This is a genomic window from Xanthomonas sp. F14, from assembly GCF_014199865.1.
The window spans coordinates 169,402-192,793 of record NZ_JACHOM010000002.1; the positions used below are offsets into that span (position 1 = coordinate 169,402).

Here is a 23,392-nt window from a genome sequence, read left to right on the forward strand (position 1 = left end):
GATGTCGCCGCAATCGCTGCCGCTACGCGATGTCCATCTGCCGCCGTCGCCGCCATGGTGGCCGCTGGCGCCGGGCTGGTGGCTGGTGATCGCCGCAGTGGTCGTCGTACTTGGCAGCGCATGGTGGTGGTGGCGTCGCCGTCGTCAGCAGCAGCGGCGCTGGCTGGCGGCCTTCGATGCCGAGCTGCAGCGCGCAACGACCCCCGCACAGCGTCTGGCCGCGTTGTCGGTGTTGCTGCGACGCGCAGCGCGCAGCGTCGATGCGCAGGCCGACCGGCTGCAGGGCGAGGCATGGCTGCAGTTTCTGGACGGGCGCCAGAGCAAGACGCAGGCCTTTTCGCAGGGACCGGGGCGCGCGCTGCTGGACGGAGGCTTTCAACGTGCGCCGGCGGTGACCGATCTGGATGCGGTGCAAGCGCTGGCGCGGCAGCGGTTTCTGAGTCTGATGCGAGGCCGGCGATGAACTGGCTGCAGTGGTCGCAATGGCAGGATGCGCTGGCGCACTGCGCATGGCCGTGGGCATGGTGGTTGATGCCGCTGCCGTTGCTGATGTGGTTCTGGCCGCAGCGTCGTGCCGATACGGCCGCGCTGCGCGTGCCGTACGCCGATCAATTGCACGCGGTTGCGCAGGCAAATAGGGCACCGGTACTGCGGGTGCCGCGCTGGCTTGCCTGGCTGGGCTGGTTTTTCCTGTGCGCGGCGCTTGCGCGCCCGCAACAATTGGGCGATGTGATCCAGCCGCCGCGCGAGGCGCGGCAGATGATGCTGGCGGTGGATCTGTCCGGCAGCATGAGCGAGCCGGACATGGTGCTCGGCGGCAATGTGGTGGATCGCCTGACCGCCGCCAAGGCGGTGTTGTCGGACTTTCTGGATCGTCGCGACGGCGATCGGGTCGGCTTGCTGGTGTTCGGTCAGCGCGCCTACGCGTTGACGCCGTTGACCGCCGACCTGACCTCCGTGCGCGACCAGTTGGCCGACAGCGTGGTGGGACTGGCCGGGCGCGAGACGGCGATCGGCGATGCGATCGCGTTGTCGGTCAAACGGCTGCGCGAACAGAAGCAGGGCCAGCGCGTGGTGGTGTTGCTCACCGACGGCGTCAACACCGCAGGCGTGCTCAATCCGCTCAAGGCCGCCGAGCTCGCCAAGGCCGAAGGCGTGCGCGTGCATACGATCGCCTTCGGCGGCAACGGCGGCTATTCGTTGTTCGGCGTGCCGATTCCGGCCACGGGCAACGACGATATCGACGAAGACGGCTTGCGCAAGATCGCCGCGCAAACCGGTGGGCGCTTTTTCCGTGCCCGCGATACCGAAGAACTGGCCGGCATCTATGCCGAGCTGGATCGGCTGGAGCCGGTCAAGGCGCTCGGCCCCTCGGTGCAGCCGCGCGTGGAACGCTATTACTGGCCGTTGGGCGCTGCCATCGTGATTGCGCTGCTGGCCTATGTGTTGCCGCGGAGATGGCGATGAACGCGCTGACCGAACTGGCAGGCTGGCTGCAGTCGCTGCATCTGCTGCGCCCGGGGTTGCTATGGGCGCTACTGGCAATCGTGCCGGCGGCAGTGCTGTGGCAGTTGCGTCGACGCGCTGCGGACGTGTGGCAGCAAAGCGTGGATGCGCATCTGTTGCCGACCCTGCTGGTGTCCGGCAGTCGGCGGGGATGGCTGGGATTCGTACTGGCTGCGCTGACCTATGCGCTGGCGGTGCTGGCGATGACCGGGCCGAGCTGGCGGCAGACCGAGCGGCCGGTGTATCACTCCAGCATGCCGCTGGTGGTGGCGCTGGATCTGTCTTCCAGCATCACCGCCAACGACCTGCCACCATCGCGTCTGCTGCAGGCGCGGGCCAAGTTGGCCACGTTGTTGCGCAAGCGGGCCGGTGGCGAAGTCGCATTGCTGGTCTATGCGGGCGAGAGTTTCACCGTTGCGCCGTTGACCGAAGACACCGCCAATGTGGCGTTGTTCCTGGATGCGCTGTCGCCATCGGTGATGCCGGTGGACGGCAAACGCGCCGATGCGGCGATCGACGCGGCCACGCAGTTGCTGCTGCAGGCGGGTTTCAAGCAAGGCGACATCCTGCTGGTCAGCGACAGCGCCGATCGTGCGGCCGGAAGTTCTGCACGATTGGCGCGCTCGCGTGGATTCAGCGTGTCCGCGCTCGGCGTGGGGAGCGCGCGCGGCGCGGCCTATCGCACCACGACCGGTGAGATTGCGCAGACACGGCTGGATGAAGGCAGCCTGCGCGATCTTGCCGGGCAGGGCGGTGGTCGCTATGCGCGCATCACCGCCGACGATACGGACCTGCGTGCGCTGGGCGTGCTCGATCCGGCGCAACAGCCGCTGGCCGATGAAGCTGCCGAGTCCACCGGCGGCAAGACCTGGCTGGACGAGGGCTACTGGCTGCTGCTGCCGGTGATGCTGTTGGCACTGCTGGCGTTCCGGCGGCGTACGGTTGTGGCGATCCTGGCCCTGGTGTGCGTGTTGCCATTGGCCCAACCCGCGCATGCTGCCGACGGCACCTTGTGGCAACGCGCCGATCAGGTGCAGCAGCAACGCCTGGATGCCGGCGTGCAGGCGTATCGTAAGGGCGATTTCGCCGCGGCACAAAAAGCCTTCGAAAATGTGCCCACCGATGAGGGTTTGTACAACCTCGGCAATGCGCTGGCCAGGCAGGGCCAGTACGACCAAGCGATTGCGGCTTACGACCGGGCGCTCAAGCAACATCCGGATCAGCCCGACGCCATCGCCAATCGTGCGGCGGTGGCGGCGGCGCGCAAGCGTCAGCAGCAGAACAACAAGGACGGCAAGGGCAAGGACGGCAACGGCCAGTCCGACGACCAGAAACAATCCGGTCAGAATGGCTCCGGTCAGAATCAGTCCGGGCAGAACAAGCAGAACGATCCAAAGCCCGGCCAGGACGGGCAAGGCAAGCAGGATGCGCAGGGCAGACAGGACGGCAAGGATCAGCCGTCTGCGCAGACGCCGCAGGACGCAGCCTCGCAGAACCAGCAGTCCAAAAACGGCCAGGGCGAGCAGAGCAAGCAGGACGCAGCGCCGCAATCGGCCGATGCCAAGGCGCAGCAGCAGGCCGATGCCGCGCAGCGGCAAAAGATGCAGCAGGCGATGGCGCAGGCTGGCGACAAGGGCGCCGACGCAAACGGCAAGCAGGCCGCCGCGGCAACGGCGAACGAAACGCCGGAACAACGCGAGCAACGCCAGGCGGTGGATGCTTGGCTGCGGCGGGTGCCGGACGACCCGGGCAGTCTGCTGCGTACCAAATTCAGGCTGGAACACGAACGCAGGCAACGGGACGGACGATGATCGGCACACACCATTTGCGCCGCGCGGCGATCGGCATGTTGACCAGCGCGATGCTGCTCACCTGTGCACCGGTGGGTGCCGTCACGCGCGCGTGGCTGGATCGCGACAGCGCCAATGCCGGCGACGTGGTGATGCTGAATATCGAAACCGATCAACGCGGTGTCGATCCGGATTACACGCCGTTGCGCAACGATTTCGCGCTGGGGGCCAAGAGCGCTAACCAGCAGATGCAGGTGACCAATGGGTCGGTGACGGTGCGCGCGCTGTTCGGTGTGGTGTTGACGCCGCGCAAGAGCGGCGAGCTGATCGTGCCGGCGATCCGCGTGGGTAACGAGCGCACCGAACCGTTGCGGTTGCAGGTGGGCGCGTCGGCAAGCGATGCCGGCAGCAGCGCGTCCGGCGCAGCAGCGGCGGCGCAAGGCAACGAGGATGCCTTTGTGCAGACGCAGGTGGACGATCCGCAGCCCTATGTGCAGCAAAGTGTGGGCGTGGTGGTGCGGCTGTATTTCGCCACGCAGCTGGCGTCCGGCGAGCTGGATCTGGAAGCGCCCGATGGTGCATCGCTGCAGCGCATCGGCGACGACGTCAGTTCGGTCAAGGTACTCAATAACCGCCAATACAACGTGGTCGAGCGGCGCTATCTGCTGGTGCCCGAGCGCAGCGGCCGCCTGGTGTTGCCGTCGGCGCGTTTCAATGGTCGCTCGGTCGGCGGCTTCTTCGACGACTATTTCGGTCGTGGCAACGGCGAGCTGAGCGCACGCAGCGCCAGCATCCCGCTGCAGGTACGCGCACAACCGGCCAACGCGCCGCAGCCGTGGTTGCCGCTGCGCAGCCTGCAGTTGCGCTACACGACCACGCCGCAGCGCGCCACCGCCGGTGAAGCGGCCCAGCTCGTGGTGGAGGCCAGCGCACGCGGCGCCACCCAGGCGCAGTTCCCCGAATTGCCGACCCCGAGCGTGCCCGACGCGCAGGTGTTCGCCGAGCCGCCGCAATACGAAGAACGCTTCGTGGATGGCTCGCCGCAGCTGCGGCTGACCCGCCGCTATTCGATCGTGCCCAACCGCGCCGGCCCGCTGGTGGTGCCCGGCTTGCAGGTGGCGTGGTGGGATGTGGGTGCGGCGGCAGCCAAGACCGCGGCGTTGCCGGACCTCACACTGGACGTGGCGGCAGGCAGCGGCGCGTTTGCGGCGCCCGCGCCAGCGCCAACGCCTGCAGCCAATCCATCACCGGATAACGCTGCGCCAACCGCTGCGGCTGGCACGCTGAGTCTGCAGCAGGCTGCGGCCACGCAACGGCCTTGGGGCTGGATCGCTGCGGCGATCGGCTTTGGGCTGCTGTGGATTGCCACCCTGGTGTGGGCCTTGTTACGGCGTCGCGGCGGTTCGCACGGCGCGCCGGTGATCAATGCCAGCGATGCAGCTGCGCCCGGCCGGCGTGTGACGCACGGTGTGGCCGAGCTGCGACGCGCGCTCGACACCGGCGGCATGGACGACGTGGCCGCGGTGCTGTGCGGCATGGCCGGCGTTACCGATATCGACAGCGTGCTGGCAGCGTTGAGCGACCCGGCGCAGCAGGCGGCGGTGGCGCAGATGCAGCGCGCCCGCTGGGGCGGCGATGGCGACGTGACCAGTGCACGTTCGGCATTGCGCGAGGCCTTTGCCAAAGGCCCGCGTTGGCGACATGCCACAGCTGCGGAGCCGGAGGTCTTGGCGCCGCTGTATCCGCCGGCGCCTTGATCGGTTTCTCGGCATCGGCAACCGCTGACAGGTCCTAGGTGGTCACCATGTCCTATCTCGCTTTGAAAATTTGATTCCGGTTGCACCTGGTTCTTCGCCTGTGCTGGTTAAAGCAAGGCGTTAGGTCTGTGGCTTCGCTACAGGGCCCTTGCCCGCCCACCATCGCGGGACACGCCGCAAGTACGTCCCTGTAGGCTCTTACGCGGCATCCATGCCGCGTAAGGTCCCGCGACGGTGAGCGGGCAAGGACCCGTCGGGATGGTCGGTGTGCATGGTCGCAAGCAGGGCATGATGCGCTTGGACAGTGTGGAGAGATCAGTTGCAGAGCGACGGATCTGCGACTTCGCTGCAAGGCCCTTGCCCGCCCACCCTCGCGGGACACGCCGCAAGTACGTCCCTGTAGGCTCTTACGCGGCATCCATGCCGCGTAAGGTCCCGCGACGGTGGCCGGGCAAGGGCCAGTCGGGATGGTTGGTGTGCATGGTGCGAGCAAGAGCTCAGGGACTGATTCCATTGCGTGTTCCCAAAGCGGTTGGGCATCGCGCCCCGCTGCAGGCAGTTCCAAATATCGGCTGTGCCCGCCCCACAATGAGCGCGCCAGATGTGTTGAACGCTCCAGCGCCCGTATCGGCTGACGTGGAGCTGCACCTACCCTCGGGCAGGCGCACGGCGGCAGGCCGGGTAGGTGGCCGCGTCGATGGCGTTTGTTAAGCTCCGGGGCTTGTGTCCAGATCAAGGCCCGACCAGATGACTGCATCCCCCGCCGCACGCCGCCCGGGCCTGCCCCTGCATTGGAAGATGGGCATTGGCTTCGCCGTCGGTCTGCTGCTGGGTCTGGCCGTCTACTACCTGGCTGGCAGCGATGCCGACTGGGTGCGCGTGGTCACCAAGTACGTCACTACGCCGTTCTCGCAGATCTTCCTCAATCTGATCTTCATGCTGATCGTGCCGCTGCTGTTTTCGGCATTGGTGATGGGCATTTCCGAAATGGGCGACATCCGTGCGCTCGGGCGTGTGGGCTGGCGCACCCTGGGCTACACCGTCGTGCTGTCCGGCGTGGCGGTGTTGCTGGGGCTGGTGCTGGTGAATGTGCTCAAGCCTGGTGCCGGCGTGGACCCGCAGCTGGCCAACCAGTTGATCCAGCAGAACGCCGAGCGCACCCGCGAGATCATCTCCAGCTCCGGCACCCAGCCGCAGGGCATGGACATGCTGTTGTCGATCGTGCCCAGCAACGTGATCGCGGCAGCGTCCAGCAACGGCGCGATCCTGTCGCTGATGTTCTTTGCGGTGATGTTCGGCGTGGGCATGGTGCTGACCGCCGACGAAAAGGTGGCCACGCTCAAGCGCGGCATCGAGGGCATCTTCGAAATCTCGATGACCCTGATCGGCTTGGTGATCCGCCTGGCGCCGTATGCGGTGGCCTGTTTCATGTTCAATCTGGCCGCGCTGTTCGGCTTTGATCTGCTGATCCGTCTGGGCGCTTACGTGGGCGTGGTGGTGCTGGCGCTGGGCCTGCACATGGTGGTCAGTTACGGGCTGGCGGTGAAGTTTGCCGGGCGCTCGCCGATCGGCTTCTTCAGGCAGACCCAGGAGGCCACGATGATGGCGTTCTCCACCGCCTCCAGTAACGCGACCCTGCCGACCGCCCTGCGCGTGGCCGACGAGATGGGCCTGCCGCCGCGGGTGTCGCGTTTCGTGCTGACCGTGGGCGCCACCGCCAACCAGAACGGCACCGCCTTGTTCGAAGGGGTGACGGTGATCTTCCTGGCGCAGTTCTTCAACGTGGACCTGAGCATCGGCCAGCAGTTCATGGTGATGCTGGTCTGCATCCTGGGTGGCATCGGCACCGCCGGCGTGCCGTCCGGCTCGCTGCCGGTAGTGGCGCTGATCTGCGCGATGGTCGGGGTCAACCCGGTCGGCATCGGCATGATCCTGGGCGTCAATCATTTCCTGGACATGTGCCGGACGGCGCTGAACGTGACCGGCGATCTGGCGCTGACGACCTTGGTTGCCAAGGGCGAGGAGTAGGGAGTCGGGATTGGGGATTCGTCACAGCGGGCTGCGATCGTCAGGCGCCAGGTTGGTTCTTGCGGTGTTGCGACGGTGTCTGACACTGATTGCATCGCTTCCAGCGGACGAGTCTGCCAAGGTCGGTTCCGGCTTCACCAATCCCGAATCCCGACTCCCCAATCCCAGCCCCCTAACGCGCTCTGTGGGAGAATAAGCGTCTCCGCTTCCAGCGGTGTTCCCCTCCGCTTCCATAGACGCCCATGACCCAGCCCACCCGCCGCCAGCTGGCCAACGCCATCCGTTTTCTCGCCGCCGATGCGGTCGAAGCCGCCAAATCCGGCCATCCCGGCATGCCGATGGGCATGGCCGATATCGCCGAAGTGCTGTGGAACGATTTCTTCCGGCACAACCCGAACAACCCGCAGTGGTTCAACCGCGACCGTTTCGTGCTGTCCAACGGCCACGGCTCGATGCTGCAGTACGCGCTGCTGCACCTGTCTGGCTACGACCTGCCGATCGAGCAGCTCAAGCAGTTCCGTCAGCTGCACAGCAAGACCGCCGGTCACCCCGAGCGCAGCGAAACCCCCGGCGTGGAGACCACCACCGGCCCGCTCGGGCAGGGTTTTGCCAATGCGGTCGGGTTCGCGCTGGCCGAGAAGTTGCTGGCGCAGCGCTACAACCGCCCGGAGCTGGAAATCGTCGACCACCGTACCTGGGTGTTCATGGGCGATGGCTGCATGATGGAAGGCATTTCCCATGAAGCCGCTTCGTTGGCCGGTACCTGGGGCCTGGGCAAGCTGGTCGCGTTTTGGGACAACAACCAGATTTCCATCGACGGCAACACCGCCGGCTGGTTCAGCGACAACACCCCGGAGCGCTTTGAGGCCTATGGCTGGCATGTGATCCGCGATGTGGACGGACATGACGCGGAGAAGATCAAGGCCGCCATCGAGACCGCGCTGGAGAACACCGACAAGCCCACGCTGGTCTGCTGCCGCACCAAGATCGGCTTCGGCGCACCGAGCAAGGCCGGCAAGGAATCTTCGCACGGCGCGCCGCTGGGCAAGGAAGAACTCGAGGGCGCCCGCAAGGCGCTGGAGTGGCCGTACGGCCCGTTCGAAATTCCCGAAGAGATCTACGCCGGCTGGCGCGCAGGTGGCACCGGCACCCTGCGTCAGGCCGAGTGGGAGCAGTTGTTCGACAAGTACGGCAAGCAGTACGCGGCCGAAGCTGCCGAGCTGACCCGCCGCTCGCACGCCGAGCTGCCGGCCGACTTCATCGCCCAGGCAGATGCATACATCGCCAAGGCGCAGCAGGACGGCCAGACCATCGCCTCGCGCAAGGCCTCGCAGCTGGCGATCGAAGCGTTCGCGCCGTTGTTGCCGGAACTGATCGGCGGTTCGGCCGACTTGGCGCATTCCAACCTGACCTTGTGGAAGGCCAGCAAGTCGGTGGCCACCGATGATCCGGATGCCAACTACGTCTATTACGGCGTGCGCGAGTTCGGCATGACTGCCATCGCCAACGGCCTGGCGCTGCATGGCGGCTTCATTCCGTTCGACGCCACCTTCCTGGTGTTCAGCGATTACGCGCGCAACGGCGTGCGCATGAGCGCGTTGAATCCGGCCCATGCCATCCACGTGTACACGCACGACTCGATCGGCCTGGGCGAGGACGGCCCGACCCATCAGCCGGTGGAACACCTGGCCTCGCTGCGCTACATCCCCAACAACGATGTGTGGCGCCCGGGCGATGCGGTGGAGTCGGCGGTGAGCTGGAAGGCCGCCATCACCCGCAAGGACGGCCCGAGCTGCCTGGTGTTCAGTCGTCAGAACCTGCAGCACCAGCCGCGCAGTGACGCGCAGCTCAAGCTGATCGAGCGCGGCGGTTATGTGCTGGCCGATGCCGAAGGCGGCACGCCCGACGTGATCCTGATCGCCACCGGTTCGGAAGTCGGGCTGGCGGTGGAAGCCAAGCAGACCCTGGACGCGGCCGGGCTGAAGACGCGCGTGGTGTCGATGCCGTCGACCGATGTGTTCGATCGCCAGGATGCGGCCTATCGCGAGTCGGTGCTACCCAATGCGGTGCGCAAGCGCGTGGCGGTGGAAGCGGGCGTGACCGGCTTCTGGCGCAAGTACGTGGGCCTGGATGGCGATGTGGTCGGTATCGACACCTTCGGCGCCTCGGCACCGGCCGATCAGCTGTACGCGTACTTCAAGATCACCGCCGAGCATGTTGTCGCGGCAGCCAAGGCGCTGTAACGCCTTGCGTGGTGCCTGAAAGAAAAAGCCGGCGAAAGCCGGCTTTTTTGTTGGATCTCGTGATCAATGCGCGATGTGCGGTACTTCATCATTCAACGAGCGCGTTGCGTGTTTCAGCGTGCGTCGTTGGCCATCACCGCTGCGCGGATTCTGGTCAGCACTTTCAGCTGTGCGTCCATCATCGGCGGGTTGGGGTCATGCCCGGTGCGTGGCAGCAGCAGGAATTCCTTGCTCGGTGCAGAAAGACCATCGAAATAGGCTTTGCTGATCTGGGCTGGGGTGACCAGATCCTGTTCGCCCTGAATCAGATAGACCGGCATGGCGAACTGCGGCCCGAGTGTGCGCAGGTCGATCTGCGGGCCCATGCCGTCGCCTGCCAGCCCGACGAACTGCAGGAAGGAATAGTCTTCTCCGGCCTCATAGGCTGCACGGTAGTCGGGCGTGTCGTACTCCGCTGCGAAGGTGAACCAGTCTTCCGGTGCCGGGTCGGTACTCAAGGCTTCGTACTTGCGCGTCAGGCGCCTCAAGACGCCGAAGTTGCGCGGGTTGGTCCATGGCGGCGGGCCGATCTTCTCTAGCTTGCCGATCGCGTCTGCATCGCTGGCTACGCTCGCCAGGCTCAGCGTCTTGGTGTAACTGGCCGCCATATCGTCCTGGTAATTGACTAGTTGCGCTGTACCGACATACGCATGGAACAGACTGGGATTTGCCTTGGCGATATTGACCGACAGTGCCGAGCCCCACGATCCACCCATCAGGATGAGCTTGGATTTGCCCAGCCGTTGCGTGGCATAGCGCGCGACCGCGCTACCGTCCTGGGTCAGCCGCTGCATGGTCAGCGTCTCGCCGTCGGCAGGTTTGCTTGCCGCGTAGGTCTTGCCAGAGCCGCGCTGATCCCACTGCACGATGGTGAAGTCGCGGGTCCAGCTGCCGAACAGGCGATGCGCGAACGGCGTGTTGGGGTTGCCCGGCCCGCCATGGACGATCAGCACCACCGGATTGCGGCAGTCCTGACCTTCGATCGTGACCCATTGCTGGATGCCTCCGATCTGCACAAGACCTGCCTCGTGCACGGCGTTGCCGGGTACCCGGCAAGCCTCGTTCAGCGACGTTTTATCTGGCCCTGCAGCAGCGCTCACTGCCGGCGTGCACAACAACAGTAGAGCGATAGCTATCCAGCATTTCTTCATGTGATCCCCGTTGTAGTGCGTTCCGTCGTTCCGTCAGCCAACTGTTCAGTAGCTCCCGTTCCGAGTGTCGCGTCTATGCGAGTTCGGCTGCAATGGCTGAGGTCAAACCGGGAGTTGCGCAGTGGGCCTCCTGTCCAGGTAGCGCTCGCTTGTGTCAAGTAAATGCTAAAAATATGTCAATCCAGCTATTTAAAATGTGAATCATTCCCATTAAAATGGCGCGCTGCCGCTGGTAAGGCACACCGTTTCCTCCCCCTTGTTGCCGGCGCGGCGTCTTCGCAGCGCGTGGTCTGATCCGTCTGCGTTGGAGTTCCCGATGATCCGTAGTACCGAATTGCGTCTTGCTTCCGCGGGCGCGCGTCGCCATGTCCTTCCGCGCGCGCTGTTCGCCGCGCTGTGCGCGATGGCCGCCGGCCAGGCATTGGCCGAGACGCCTGCCGCCGGCGATGCAGAGGTCACCACCCTGGACCGGCTCATCGTGCAGGGCGAGCAGGCCAAGGGCTATACGGTGGAGAAGACCACGGCCGGTACGCGCATGAACCTGTCGCTGCGGGAGATCCCGCAGTCGGTCAGCGTGGTTACGCGCGACCGCATGGACGACCAGAACCTGCAGAGCATCACCGATGTGCTCAATAACGTCTCCGGCATCTCGGTGGCGCAGAGCGACAGCGAGCGGCTGGAGTTCTACGCGCGCGGTTTCTACATCGACAACTACCAGTTCGACGGCATCCCGGCGTACATGGAGCAGGCCTGGAGCTACGGCGATTCGGCGCTGGACGTGGCGCTGTACGACCGCGTCGAAGTGGTGCGTGGCGCCACCGGCCTGCTGACCGGCTCGGGCAATCCGTCGGCCTCGATCAACCTGGTGCGCAAGCATGCGCTCAGCCGCGACTTCACCGGCACCGTGTCGGTGGGTGGCGGCGATTTCAACAAGACCCGCAGCGTGGCCGATGTCACCGTGCCGCTCAGCCCCGAAGGCACCGTGCGTGCGCGCGTGATCGGCGTGTACCAGGACGGCGAGTCGGACATGGACCGCTACGGCCTGCGCAAGAAGATCGGCTCGGCGATCATCGATGCCGACCTCACCGACAGCACCTTGCTGAGCGTGGGCTACGAGTACCAGAAGAAGGAATCGAACGATGTCACCTGGGGTGGCTTCCCGCTGTTCTACAGCGATGGCACCCGCACCAACTACGATCGCTCGTTCAACCCGGCGGCCGACTGGACGTTCTGGGACACGCGTCTGCAGCGCACCTTCGCCAGCCTGCAGCAGAGCTTCGACAACGGCTGGACCCTCAAGGCCAATCTGAGCCACGAGAAGACCGAAGCGGCGAACCACCTGTTCTATCCGTTCTATACGATCTTCGGGTTCGACCGTGCCACCGGTGGCGGCGTGGTGCCGTATTCGGGCAACTACCTGACCGAGCGCAAGGCCGATGGTGCCGACGTCTATGCGGAAGGCCCGTTCCAGCTGTTCGGCCGCGAGCATCAGCTGGTTGCCGGCGCCAGCTACAACCGCCGCGAGTACGTCAATAACGGCACCTTCGATTTCCCGGCGCCGCTGGACAGCTACCTCGGCTGGACCGGTGCCTACCCGGAACCCAACTGGAGCCCGCGCACGGTGCAGAGCACCGGCACCATCAAGCAGAAGGCGGCCTACGTGGCTGCGCGCTTCTCGCTGGCCGATTCGCTGAAGTTGCTGGTGGGTGCGCGCTACACCGACTGGCAGATCGATGGCGGCAACTTCGATGCCACGCAGGGACTGGCGCCGTTCTCCGACAGCCAGACCGAAGTCACCCCGTACGCCGGTCTGGTCTACGACATCAACGACGTGTGGTCGACGTACGTCAGCTACACCGAAATCTTCAACCCGCAGACCCTGCGCGATGCCACTGGCGGCTACCTGGATCCGTTGACCGGCAAGGGCTACGAAGCCGGCGTCAAGGCAGCGTGGTTCGACGACAGGCTCAACGCCTCGCTTGCGGTGTTCCGCATCGAGCAGGACAACCTGGGCGTGGCCACCGGCGGCGTCGTCCCCGGTAGCAGCGACTTCGCGTATGAGGCCGCCAACGGCGTGGTCAGCGAAGGCTTCGATTTCGAGGTGTCCGGGCGGGTGACCGAGAGCTGGAACACCACCTTCGGCGCCTCGCACTACACCGCGCGCGATGACAGCGGCACCTCGATCAATACGCATCTGCCGCGCACCACCCTCAAGCTGTTCAACAGCTACACCCCGCAAGGTGCGTGGAGCGATCTGACCGTGGGTGGTGGCGTCAACTGGCAGAACCGCTCGTACTATGTGGACCCGGTCTACGGCGCCTTTCAGCAGAGTGCTTATGCACTGGTCAGCGCGTTTGCGCGCTACCGGTTGTCGCCGCAGTTCTCGGTGCAGCTCAATGTCGACAACCTGCTCGACAAGCGCTACTACTCTCAGTTCAACGGTGGCTATGGCGCATGGGGCGCCTCGCGCAACGGCATGCTGACCTTCAACTACACGTTCTGATCGCAGACCGGGCCGGGCGCGATATCAGCGCCTGGCCTGGTGTTGCAACGATGCAGGCACCTTGCAGAAGGTGCCTGTTTTTGTGTCTGGCGCCAGCGGAGTGATCGTGGATCTGCGGCGCATGCCGCACTGCCTGCGCTACCTGCTGGTATCGGTTTGCGTAGGTGCTATCGAAGTGACGCGCAAGCGACTGATGCCTTCCGCCAATGTCGGCGCGCTACAGAAACACTTCCTGCCTACGCAAACGTACACGCGAAGACGCGCCGGTAATCGCATCGACGGTCAGGGCTACAGCGGTTCCAGATACGGTGCCATCACCTCTGCAACCCAGTCCATGAACGCACCTACGCGTTGCGGCAGATGGCGACGCTGCGCGTAGAGCAGGGTGACCGGCATCGGTTCTGGCGCGATGGCGGCCAGCAGCTCGATCAAGGCGCCGCTGTCCAGGTGTGGGCGCAACGGGCTGGCCGGCGCCTGGATGATGCCCAGGCCCGCCAATGCCGCGGCGAGATAGGCATCGCCGTTGTTGACCGTCACCGGGCCGCGCATCGGCAGTAGCTGGTAGGCCGGTCCATCGCGGTACTCGAAGCCGGACGATCGCTGGCCCAGCGTCGGCACGTAATGCACCAGGTCGTGGTGAACCAGATCGTCCAGGCGCTGCGGCGTGCCCCGTCGTGCGAGGTAGTCGGCACTGGCGCAGTTGATGATGCGAAACACGCCGAGCGGTCGTGCGACCAGGTTGGTGTCTTCGAGCGTGCCCACGCGCAACACGCAATCGAAGCCTTCGCGCACCACATCGACGCGGCGGTCGGTGCCGCTGATTTCCACCTCCAGCTGCGGGTGCTGCGCCAGGAACGTGGGCAATGCGGGAATCACGAAATTGCGTGCGATGCCGGAGGACATGTCCACCCGCAGGCGCCCGCGCAGCTGGCTGCGCTCGCGCTGAAACATGCTCTGCAATTCGTCCATGTCGTCGAGCAGATCGCGGCTGCGCTGGTAGAACGCGGTGCCATCGCCGGTGAGTTGCACGCGGCGCGTCGTGCGATGCAAAAGCTGCGTCCCAAGCGAGGCTTCGAGCCGCTGCACGGCTGTAGAAACGCTGGCTTTGGGCAGGCCCAGCGTTTCGGCGGCGCGGGTGAAACTGCCGAGCTCGGCGACGCGCAGGAAGGCGCGTAGCGACTCCAGGGTATCCATCGATTGGTCGACGTTCTTGAACGGTGCAATCAGGTTGGACCGATTTATGTGGCGCGGCAAGCGCAATAGTCTTGGCACGGCCAGGCAATGTCACCCCCGCCAGCGGTCACCGACCAACTCTGTGATCGCCCCAATCGCTTCCCAACACGTACCGGAGTCCATCCATGTCGACCACCTCACCGATCACCCTGATCACCGGCGGCAGCCGCGGCCTGGGCCGCAATGCCGCGCTTGCGCTCGCTGCGGACGGCAGCGATATTGTGCTGACGTATCGCAGCCAGGCAGATGAGGCCGCTGCGGTGGTCGCCGAAATCCACACGCTCGGTCGCCGTGCGCAGGCACTGCCGCTGGATGTTGCCGACGCGGATTCGTTCGCGGCATTCGCTGAGCAGTTGAAGCAGGTGCTGGCCGGTTGGGATCGCACGCAGTTCGATGCGCTGGTCAACAATGCGGGTACCGGGCTGCACGCGGCCATCGCCGACACCACGCCGGCGCAGTTCGACGCCCTGGTCAACATCCATCTCAAGGGGCCGTATTTCCTGACCCAGGCGTTATTGCCGCTGATCGCCGACGGCGGACGCATCCTCAACGTATCCAGCGGCCTGGCACGTTTCGCACTGCCCGGTGCCTCGGCTTACGCGATGATGAAAGGCGGGGTGGAGGTGTTCACCCGCTATCTGGCCAAGGAACTGGGCGCGCGTGGCATTCGTGCCAATACGCTGGCGCCGGGTGCGATCGAGACGGACTTCAACGGCGGCAGCGTGCGCGATAACGCACAGGTCAATGCGATGGTGTCGTCGGTCACGGCGCTGGGGCGCCCAGGGCTGCCGGACGATATCGGGCCGGTGGTCGCTGCGTTACTCGCGCCGGGAACCGGTTGGGTCAATGCGCAACGCATCGAGGTATCGGGCGGCATGTTGATCTGAATGCACAGGCCTGCGCATCACGCGCAGGCCTGTGTCTGCATCACCGCTCGGTGAATCACTGCAGGGTTTGATCGCCATGCAATACGGGGTAGGGATTCAAGACTTCTCCCTTCCACCATTGTTTTTCCGGCCCCAGGCGGTGGATCTCGAAGTGCAGATGCGGTGCGGCAGGATCGGCATTGCCGGTGCTGCCGACGTAGCCGATGACCTGGCCGCGCTTGATCGACTGCTTTTCTGCCAGGCCGTCGGCATACCGTTCCAGGTGTGCGTAGTAGTAGCAGTACGTGCCGTTCGGATCGAACTGGTAGACGGTCAGGCCACCGCGCTCGCTGTTGAACAGTTTCTCGACCGTGCCGTCTGCAACTGCAATGACCGGTGTGCCGGTCGGCGCAAGAATGTCGATGGCATCGTGCACGCGGCCTTCGCTGCGTGCGTCGGTAAAGGTGTCCTGCAGCTGGCCGCTGCCGATGCCTTGCACCGGAATCAGCAGGCCGCTGCCTGAACTCGCAGCTTCAGGAGCGGCTGCAGACGCAGGCGCGGCTGGCGTGTTTGCGGCGGGCATCATCTCGGTGGATGGCGACGATGCGGCAACGGCTGGAGCGGCAACCGCTGGAGCTGCAGAAGGTGCTGCCATTGCCGCCTCTGACGCATCAGACTGCGCTGTCACCGCGGGTGCAGCTGCGGACGCCGGTGCCAGCGCCCCCTGTGGCGCCCCGCGTTCCAACCACCAATAGCCGGCTGCACCGAGCAAGACACCGACCACCAGCATCATCAGCAGTTTCATGCTTACTCCTGCATCACCACCGGCATGGACGGGCCAACCACGCTGGCCAGATTGACCACGTCCCAGTTGGTCAGGCGCACGCAGCCATGCGATTCGGTCTTGCCGACATGGCCGGGTTCCGGCGTGCCGTGCAGGCCGTAATGCGGCTTGGACAGATCGATCCACACGCGTCCGACCGGATTGTTCGGGCCGGAGGGCAGGGTGGCCTTCTGATCGCCCTTCTTCGCGTCCCAGAACAGCTTGGGGTTGTACTTGAACACCGGGTCGCGCGCCACGCCCAACACCTTCCAGCGGCCGATCGGCAGCGGGTCGTGCTTGCTGCCGGAGGACACCGGGAACTGCGCATACACCTTGCCGTCGGCATCGAACAGGCGCAGCGTCGACTCGGACTTGTCGACCACCAGCTTGGCCGGCTTGGCCAATGGCGGGACACCGTCGATGTTGGGCACCTGGATCACGCCACCGGCCTTGTTCAAATCCACGCCGGGGTTGAGCTGGCGCAGCAGTTCCGGAGCGGCATGGAAACGCTCGCCCAGCGCCTCGTCCACCGAGGTGTAGCCCAGCGACGTCAGCTTGGCCTGGTCGGCCGGTCCTTTCGGAATCGGCTGGAACGGCCCTGCCACATCGGCATCGGTGAGCGTGTACTGCACCAGCGCCGGCGTGGTGTCGGCCTGCAAGGCCTGCCAGGTGGCGTCATCCAGCTCACCGGTGACCTTGATCCGGTGCGCTGCCTGAAATCCGGACACCGCACGCTTCTGGTTGGAGCCGCGCTCGCCGTCGATCTGTCCGGGCGAGAAATGCGCGCGATCCAGCAGCACCTGCGCGTGCAGGTCCGAACGCGGACCGGTCGGCACGACCGTTGCAGCGGGAGCTGCTGCAGGTGCCGGCGCAGGTGCGGCGGCGGGCTGCGGCGCTTGCGCCAGTGCGGACAGGGAGGTGCCCAGAGCAAGGGCGAGCAAGCAGGCGCGAGCGTAGATGCGTGGTGGCATGAGCAGGTCCGGAAGAGGCATGCGCGCACCTTGCCCGAGCCGCCTGCGTGGTCTGCGTGAAATGGCTGCACCGGGACTGACTGGGCGCGCAGTCGCGATGCGGGTCAGGAATGGATACCTGCCATCTCGCCTCCGCACAGCTGCCATAGATGCCGCTGCCTGCCGCTTCTACCCGAGCGGCAGAGAGAATGATGCACCACGCCGCAATCGATCGCCTGCATGTCAGTCAGGCGATCGATACGGATTGGTGCAGACCCGGTCCCTGCAGCTGCAGACGTTGCGCCGCTGCTGTCCGCAGGTCTGCCGTCAGTAGGTGTAGCCCACCGTCAGCATGTACACCCGTCCGGTCTGTACATAGGCGCCGTCGGCCCCAGGGTCGTAGGCCATGTAGCGTTTTGACTTGCCTTGGGTTTCGTAGAACGTGGCGGCATTGAGCAGGTTCTTGGCCGACACACCGACATCGACGTGGTGCGGCAGATGATAGGTCGCGGTGAAGTCCAGTGACTTGACCGGTTGCAAATAATAGTTGAGCCGGTCGCTGGTCAGCCCCAGCAATTGCAGGCCGGTGTAGTTGTAGCTCAGGTCGGCGCGCAGGTGCGTGTCGTCGTAGAACAGATCCATGTTGTAGATGCGCTCGGGTGCGCGTGGCAGCCAGGTTTTTTCCGGTTGGTCGCTGCGTCTGCTGTCTGCTTCGCTGTGCTGCAGCGTGAGGTTGGCGGTGACGCCGACGTTGCTCCACAGGCCCGGCAACTCCTGCAGGCGCTTGCTCGCTGCCAGCTCCAGTCCATAGAGCTTGGCGGTGCCGCCGTTCTGCGGCATGGTCACTGGCACGCCGTTTTCGAAGGTGGTGCCGGTTGGTACCAGCCCGCCCAGGGTGTTGTCGTTGCTGGTCGCCGATTGCGAGGTATAGATGAAGCCGGTGATGCGCTTGTAATAGGTCGATGCGCTGAGCACGCCGCCGCTGTGATCGTAGAACTCGGCGGAGAGATCGGCGTTGTCGGCCTTGCTCGGCTGCAGATCGGGATTGGGCCTGGAGATGCCGACCACCTTCTGGGTATCGTCGATGGTGTACACCGTCTCGCCGGAAATCAGGCCGAACGCCGGGCGGCTGAAACTGCGCCGCAACGAAGCCCGATACACGGTGAGATCATCCGGCCGATAGTTGATGCTGATGCCCGGCAGCACTTGCCCATAGGTGCTGCCGGTGCCGACGAAGCTGCCGGTGCTGCCATCGCCGCTGGATTGCCAGGATTCGGCCGCATAGCGTGTCAACTCGTAGCGCACGCCGGGCAGCACGCTCACCGAGCCGACATGCAGCGCGGCCATTGCATAACCGGAATAGATCGCCTCGGTGCTGGAGGTGGTGTTGGCGTTGTAGTCGTTGGCGGTATAGACGCCTGCGCCGTTGGGATCGTTGACGTACTTGTAGGGCAGCGCCTGCGCAAGCATCCAGTTGCGGTCCAGCAGTTTGAACGGGCCGGCGTAGCGGCCGTCGAAGGCGTGATAGGTGACGCGGCCCGGGATCGCGCTCAGTGGCGGCCCGCCTGCGGTGGGGAAGGCGTAATTGGGTCCGCCAAAATACGGCCCGTTGGTGACGAAGTTGCCGTCCTTGTGGAAGAACGGGTGATCGTAGGCGCCACGGTCGGAATGGTCGGCAGACAGGCCGAGCTTGACGCTGTCCAGCACGTCGCCATCGACCTGGTAGGTGATATCGGTTTGCGCATTGATGCGGTTGTCGTGACTGCCGGCGTCGTGCCCCTGCACCTTCCACAGCAACGACGAATCCAGGTTGTAGAAAAAGTCCTGCAAGGCAGGCGTGCTTGGCGCGATGCTGGGATAGCGGGGGTTGCTGAGGTCGAAGGCGAAGCTGCCGGGCGTAAAGCCATACAGGCTTGCCGATACGTAGTCCGGGCGGCTGCGGGTGCCGCGACCGACCGAGCTGCCGTAGTCGAAGCGCAAGCGGCCTAGCGTGGTCTGGCCTCCCAATTGCAGCGTCGCCAGTTTTTCGTCGATATCGTGCGTGTTGAAGTAGCTGCCACGCACGGCAGTGGGCTGGCTGCGATAGGTTTCCAGGCGCGCGCTGGACTGGTCCTGCTGCCCGGTGACGCCGTAGCTGCCGTAGATCGCACGCGCGTACAGCGCGCTGTTGTCGCCTTGCCAATCCAGCGAGAGATTGCCGCCGTAGCGTTCGATCTGGCTGGTGTAGAGGCTGTACTTGTAGCGGGTGCTGATCAACGGCCCGACATCGCGCAGGTCGGTTGCAGTGGCGAGGGCGGGATCGGCCGGCACGTATTTGCTGTTGGGCGCCGGCGCCTGCGCCATGTTGTTGTTCCTGCCGTAATACGCCGATGCGTAGAGGCCGAAGGCATGACCATCGCCAAACTTCCAGGCCAGCTCCTGCTGGAAGGTGCCGCCGCTGTCCTTGCCGCCCAGCTTCGAGGCCAGCGCATTGAACTGGCCCTGCGCGGTGCTCTTGGCGTAGACATCCTGGCCGAAGTCGAAGGCATTGGGCGTGCGCATGTCGATCGCGCCGCCGATCGCATCGCCGGGCATGTCGGGCGTTGGGGATTTGGACACCTGCACCGACTGGATGCCGAACGGCGCCAGCATGTTCAACGAGATTGCGCGCGTCGATGAATCGGTTTCCGGCATGCCGAAGCCGTTGAGCGTGTAGGCGTTGTAGCTGGCGTCCATGCCGCGAATGCTGACGTAGGCGTTTTCGCCGGTGGTGGCCTGGCCCAGATGCATGTCGCTGTATGCGGACAGGCCCGGCATGTGCGACACGACATCGGCGATGCCGCCCGAAGGGATCGCATCGATCTGCTGCTTGCTCATCACGCTGTTGACGCTGCTGGACAGGCGCTGTTCGTTGAGCGATCCCGGTGCGGCGGCGTGCTTGGCCTGCACGTTGACCGAATCCAGCGTGGTGGTGCCAAGCTCCGGCGTCTCGGCAAACGCCGGCGCGGACAGTGCCAGCGCGATGGCGCAGGTCAGGCGATGGGTGGTGCGTGGGGACTGCATGCAATGGCTCGCGTGGTTGGAGAAGATGGAGTGCCCGGCCCCTTACTGCGGGTGCGGGTGTGCATCGCCGACGCCTTCCGTTGCGACAGGTCTGTGTGTGGTGCGGAAATTGCGACGACGGCAGTGACCCCGACTCAGTGCCCGAGGTCGACGCCCTTGCAGTGCGCCTGCGCCAGCTGCGGATTGCAGCGTGCGACCGCATCGCCTTCGAAGCGCACCACGTAACCGTTGCCGGCCGGCTCATGTGCGGGGAAGTCGGTGCTGAGCAACTGCGCGCCGCTGGCCAGCATGCGGTCGCGGCGGGTGGTGTCGTGTTGCAGTGCTTCCTTCAGGTCGGCGTCGGTACGCGTGCGCACCAGGTAGCCGGCTTTCACCAATTGGGTGATCGTCTCGGCGGGGCCATCGTTGAGTTCGGTGAACGCGGCATCGTCTTGGCCAGGCACGGCATTGGTGAAGCACACGCGTCCGCGCAGCGACGGATGCCCGCGCAGGTAGCTGGCACCGGCCGTGCGTTGGTCGAGCAGGAACACCACCTTGCCGCGTGCCTCGCTCAACGACGGCCAGCCATGCGCAAGCACTGCGGCGTTGAGCGTGGCTGCGTTGCCACGGACCTGATCGGGGCTGAGGTACTCGCCGGGTCGAAACACCGCGCGCAGTTCGGCATCCAATGCATCCATCGCCGCCGGATCGAACGGCTCCGGCTGCACGGTCGGAAACGCCAGTTGCACCGGCGCCTGCTTGGTTTCCAGCAGGATAAAGATCGGCACATGCCCGGGGTGCTGCTTCGACCACGCACGCACTTCCTGCAGGCACGCGATCAAGGGCTGGCAGGTGCTGCGCTGGTCCACGTCCTGCACGTGCATGACCTTGAAGCCGGGTCTGTCCATCACTCCGGCCGGTGCGCCGGGCGGTGCGGGCGGCAAGCCGGCCTTGGCGATCTGCGCGACGCTGGCCGGGTGTGCGTAGCGACCACCGTTGGCGTCGGCGAAGACATCCAGTTCGAGTTGTCTGACGCCATCGTCCAGTTGTTGCCTCAGCGGCGGATGGCGGTAATCCAGTGCCGCGAACAGCTCCGGACTCAGTCGTTGCAGCAGTGTCGCTTCGCTGGGAGCGAAGCCGGCGTGGTAGCTGTTGTGGCTGCCGATGTATTGCAGATCGGTGAGGCGAGGCGCGGCATGCGCGGTCACGCCGGCCAGCATCAGCAGGCCAAGGAATGCAGCGCTAAGTGTGTTGCTTCGCCTTGCGCGTGATGGCTTCGCTGTGCGGTCATCGCCTGGATTCACAGCCGAAACAACGAATAAGCAGCGCATGCAGCCAGGCCGGGAAGAAGGTGGTCGCCATCATCCGGGCCAAATTTGACGCAAGGCTTTCCGCCGTGTTGCCGTCGTGCGTCACAGTGCGAAAAACGCGCCATGGCATCGCTTTTCGCGACACCGGCGCGTCAGTGCACTCTGGTCTTTTGCAAGGCATACGCCAGCAGCCGTGCCTGCACCCGTTCGGCGATGCTGCGTGGCGCATCCAGTGCCATCCGTTGCAGACCGGCGGCTTCGTATGCATCGTCGCTCTTGCGTGACAGCAGTGCGCGCCAGACGGTCATCAGCTTTGCGCTATTGCCGGCGGTGGCGCGTTTGAGCCAGCTCAGGGCGCGCAGCAGGTGTTGCTCGACTCCGGTGAAGTCGCTGCCGAGCGGGTAGTCGGGCAGGCTGCCATCGCGGCGGAACGGCGCCAGCGCCTGTTCCAGTGCCTGCGGCGTGTTGCGTTGCGCACGCGCAGGCAGTGCAGAGTCGCCACGCAGCTTGCGCGATGCCTTGGCGGTTGCCAGCAATGCGTCCTGGAAGCGTGCATCGCAGATGCCGGCCATCGCCAGCACGCAATCCTGATCGGTCTGGTGGCGCAGGTCGGCGATGCCGTACTCGGTGATGTAGAGATCGCGCAGATGGCGCGGGATGGTGGTGTGCCCGTAGTTCCAGCGCACATTGCTCGCCGCATGTGCACCGGCATCGCGCGTGGCCCGCAGCATCAACGCGCTGCGCGCCTGCGGCAAGGCATGCGCCATCGCCACGAAGTTGTACTGGCCGCCCACGCCGGAAACCACACGACCATCTTCCAGCCCGTCGGACACCGCCGCGCCGAGCGCGGTGGCCATCATGCAGGAGTTGAAGAAGCGCGCATCGCGGCGTTGCAGCCGCTCCAGCGCTTCGTTGCCGCCATACAGCTGGTTGATCTCGCTGATGCGACGCATGCCGATGGCACTGCGCGTGTCCGCATCCAGCTCGCGTAGCCACTGGTAGAAATCCGGCGAGCCGAGATAGAACGCCCCATGCAGAAACTCGCCTTCGCGGGCCAGGCGCGCGTGATCGGCCGCATCGGCGCTGCCGTCGGCGATGCGCTGCATCAGCGTCAGATCATCGTGCACCTTGCGGCGGATCACGCCGCTGTCCACCAATTGCTTGAACCCTTCGTTGAGCATTTCGCTGCAGCCGTACAGGCCGATCTCGAACGGCGCCAGGCCACCGCTGGCGCGCACCGCAGGATGCTGTTCCAGTTGCGGGTCCAGCGCCTGCAGCACGCGCCGATAGGTGGCGTTGTCGGTATGTCGCAGTACCAGCGCATGGCTCAGTGCATCGGCCAGGGTGCCGATGCCGATCTGCAAGGTGCCGCCATCGCGGACCAGCGCGCTGGCATACAGACCGATGGCGTAGTCGACGCTGGTTACCGGCTGCCTGGGCAACCCGAACAGGCGCGGCGACGGACCGGGCAGGTCGATCACCAGATCGAAGAACGCCTCCTCCACTGCCGCGGTTCCGCCGATCCACGGCAGTTGCGTGTCCACTTCCGCCACCAGCATGGGGCGCGGCAGGCCGAGCGCCTGCACCGCATCCAGCGTGTCCTGGGTGATGTCGTTGTTGCACGACAACGACAGCCGCGTGCCGCCCGGTTCGCGCGCCACCTTCTGCACGATCAGGTTCGGCGCGCGCTGCGCCACCGCCGCAGCAGCGTGGGTGTAGTTGAGGCTCGTGTAGTCAGCCTGCGCCTGGGTGGAGTGCAGCAGCCCGCCGGACTGCATGTAGAACTCTTCCACCTGCACATGCGCCGGCAGCGCATCGCGCAGCATGTCATCGACATAGGTAAGACGCGGGAAATCCTCGCCAAAATGGCGCGCGATAAACGGCGCCGCAAAGCGTGCCTCCAGTCCCGCGCCGGGTTTGGGCGGATTGAGCGACAGCGCCGTGTACAGCGCCAGTGGCCGGGTCGGCGTGTGCTTGAGCTGCGCATACAACGCGTTCAACAACCGGTGCGGCTTGCCGATGCCCAACGGCGCGCCGACGCGCAGCGGGCCATCGAGACGTTGCAGGATGTGCGCAACCGCGCCGGGCAGGTCGGTAAGGTGTTCGGTCATCGGTGCAGGGTAGCCGAGGCGATGGCGGGGCAGGTATCTGGATCGCCGACAAGGCCTGGTC

At 65.3% G+C, this 23,392-nt stretch carries 15 protein-coding genes; 8 read left to right on the plus strand and 7 right to left on the minus strand.

Annotated elements, in window-relative coordinates; genetic code table 11:
* Position 1: 1 nt before the first annotated feature.
* The 6 genes from GGR73_RS09275 to tkt all read left to right on the plus strand — a co-directional run bounded on the left by GGR73_RS09275 (position 2) and on the right by tkt (position 9,324).
* Entirely contained in the window at positions 2-463 is a 462-nt protein-coding gene (locus tag GGR73_RS09275; protein ID WP_184456643.1) for a DUF4381 domain-containing protein, read from the plus strand.
* Positions 460-1,467 (plus strand): vWA domain-containing protein, encoded by a 1,008-nt coding sequence (locus tag GGR73_RS09280; protein ID WP_102580694.1) that lies wholly within the window; start codon positions 460-462, stop codon positions 1,465-1,467. Before GGR73_RS09275 ends, GGR73_RS09280 begins: the two co-directional genes overlap by 4 nt.
* Entirely contained in the window at positions 1,464-3,317 is a 1,854-nt protein-coding gene (locus GGR73_RS09285) for a tetratricopeptide repeat protein (RefSeq protein WP_184456645.1), read from the plus strand. The genes GGR73_RS09280 and GGR73_RS09285 overlap by 4 nt, the downstream gene beginning before the upstream one ends.
* Positions 3,314-5,053, plus strand: coding sequence for a BatD family protein (locus tag GGR73_RS09290; protein WP_184456647.1), 1,740 nt, complete (start codon positions 3,314-3,316; stop codon positions 5,051-5,053). The genes GGR73_RS09285 and GGR73_RS09290 overlap by 4 nt, the downstream gene beginning before the upstream one ends.
* 747 nt (positions 5,054-5,800) lie before the next feature.
* Positions 5,801-7,081 carry a dicarboxylate/amino acid:cation symporter gene (locus GGR73_RS09295; protein ID WP_102253528.1) on the plus strand — a complete coding sequence of 427 codons (1,281 nt, stop codon included), beginning with the start codon at positions 5,801-5,803 and terminating at the stop codon, positions 7,079-7,081.
* A gap of 242 nt (positions 7,082-7,323) precedes the next feature.
* The gene (gene tkt, locus GGR73_RS09300; protein ID WP_184456649.1) at positions 7,324-9,324 is read left to right on the plus strand and encodes a transketolase; all 2,001 of its coding nucleotides are present in this window, start codon (positions 7,324-7,326) and stop codon (positions 9,322-9,324) included.
* 113 nt (positions 9,325-9,437) lie between these two features.
* Here the strand turns inward: tkt and GGR73_RS09305 are convergent, their stop codons facing one another.
* Positions 9,438-10,379: an alpha/beta fold hydrolase gene (locus GGR73_RS09305; RefSeq protein ID WP_184456651.1), complete on the minus strand. Its 942-nt coding sequence runs from the start codon at positions 10,377-10,379 to the stop codon at positions 9,438-9,440.
* A gap of 451 nt (positions 10,380-10,830) precedes the next feature.
* Here GGR73_RS09305 and fhuE point away from each other — a divergent pair, with 451 nt between their 5' ends.
* The gene (gene fhuE / locus GGR73_RS09310) at positions 10,831-13,017 is read left to right on the plus strand and encodes a ferric-rhodotorulic acid/ferric-coprogen receptor FhuE (protein ID WP_184456653.1); all 2,187 of its coding nucleotides are present in this window, start codon (positions 10,831-10,833) and stop codon (positions 13,015-13,017) included.
* 288 nt (positions 13,018-13,305) lie between these two features.
* Here the strand turns inward: fhuE and GGR73_RS09315 are convergent, their stop codons facing one another.
* The gene (locus GGR73_RS09315) at positions 13,306-14,277 is read right to left on the minus strand and encodes a LysR family transcriptional regulator (RefSeq protein ID WP_184456959.1); all 972 of its coding nucleotides are present in this window, start codon (positions 14,275-14,277) and stop codon (positions 13,306-13,308) included.
* Between the two features lie 98 nt (positions 14,278-14,375).
* Here GGR73_RS09315 and GGR73_RS09320 point away from each other — a divergent pair, with 98 nt between their 5' ends.
* Positions 14,376-15,137: an SDR family NAD(P)-dependent oxidoreductase gene (locus tag GGR73_RS09320; RefSeq protein WP_184456655.1), complete on the plus strand. Its 762-nt coding sequence runs from the start codon at positions 14,376-14,378 to the stop codon at positions 15,135-15,137.
* 55 nt (positions 15,138-15,192) lie between these two features.
* On the opposite strand, the gene GGR73_RS09325 is transcribed toward GGR73_RS09320, so the two are convergent.
* From GGR73_RS09325 to GGR73_RS09345, 5 genes are all read right to left on the minus strand, one after another.
* Entirely contained in the window at positions 15,193-15,921 is a 729-nt protein-coding gene (locus tag GGR73_RS09325; protein ID WP_184456657.1) for a M23 family metallopeptidase, read from the minus strand.
* Positions 15,922-15,923: 2 nt separating this feature from the next.
* Entirely contained in the window at positions 15,924-16,853 is a 930-nt protein-coding gene (locus GGR73_RS09330) for a L,D-transpeptidase family protein (RefSeq protein ID WP_184456961.1), read from the minus strand.
* Positions 16,854-17,216: 363 nt separating this feature from the next.
* Positions 17,217-19,931, minus strand: coding sequence for a TonB-dependent receptor (locus tag GGR73_RS09335; RefSeq protein WP_184456659.1), 2,715 nt, complete (start codon positions 19,929-19,931; stop codon positions 17,217-17,219).
* 134 nt (positions 19,932-20,065) lie between these two features.
* The gene (locus GGR73_RS09340) at positions 20,066-21,241 is read right to left on the minus strand and encodes a phosphatidylinositol-specific phospholipase C1-like protein (RefSeq protein WP_456362943.1); all 1,176 of its coding nucleotides are present in this window, start codon (positions 21,239-21,241) and stop codon (positions 20,066-20,068) included.
* 131 nt (positions 21,242-21,372) lie between these two features.
* Positions 21,373-23,331 carry an acetyl-CoA hydrolase/transferase C-terminal domain-containing protein gene (locus tag GGR73_RS09345; protein WP_184456663.1) on the minus strand — a complete coding sequence of 653 codons (1,959 nt, stop codon included), beginning with the start codon at positions 23,329-23,331 and terminating at the stop codon, positions 21,373-21,375.
* Positions 23,332-23,392: the final 61 nt, after the last annotated feature.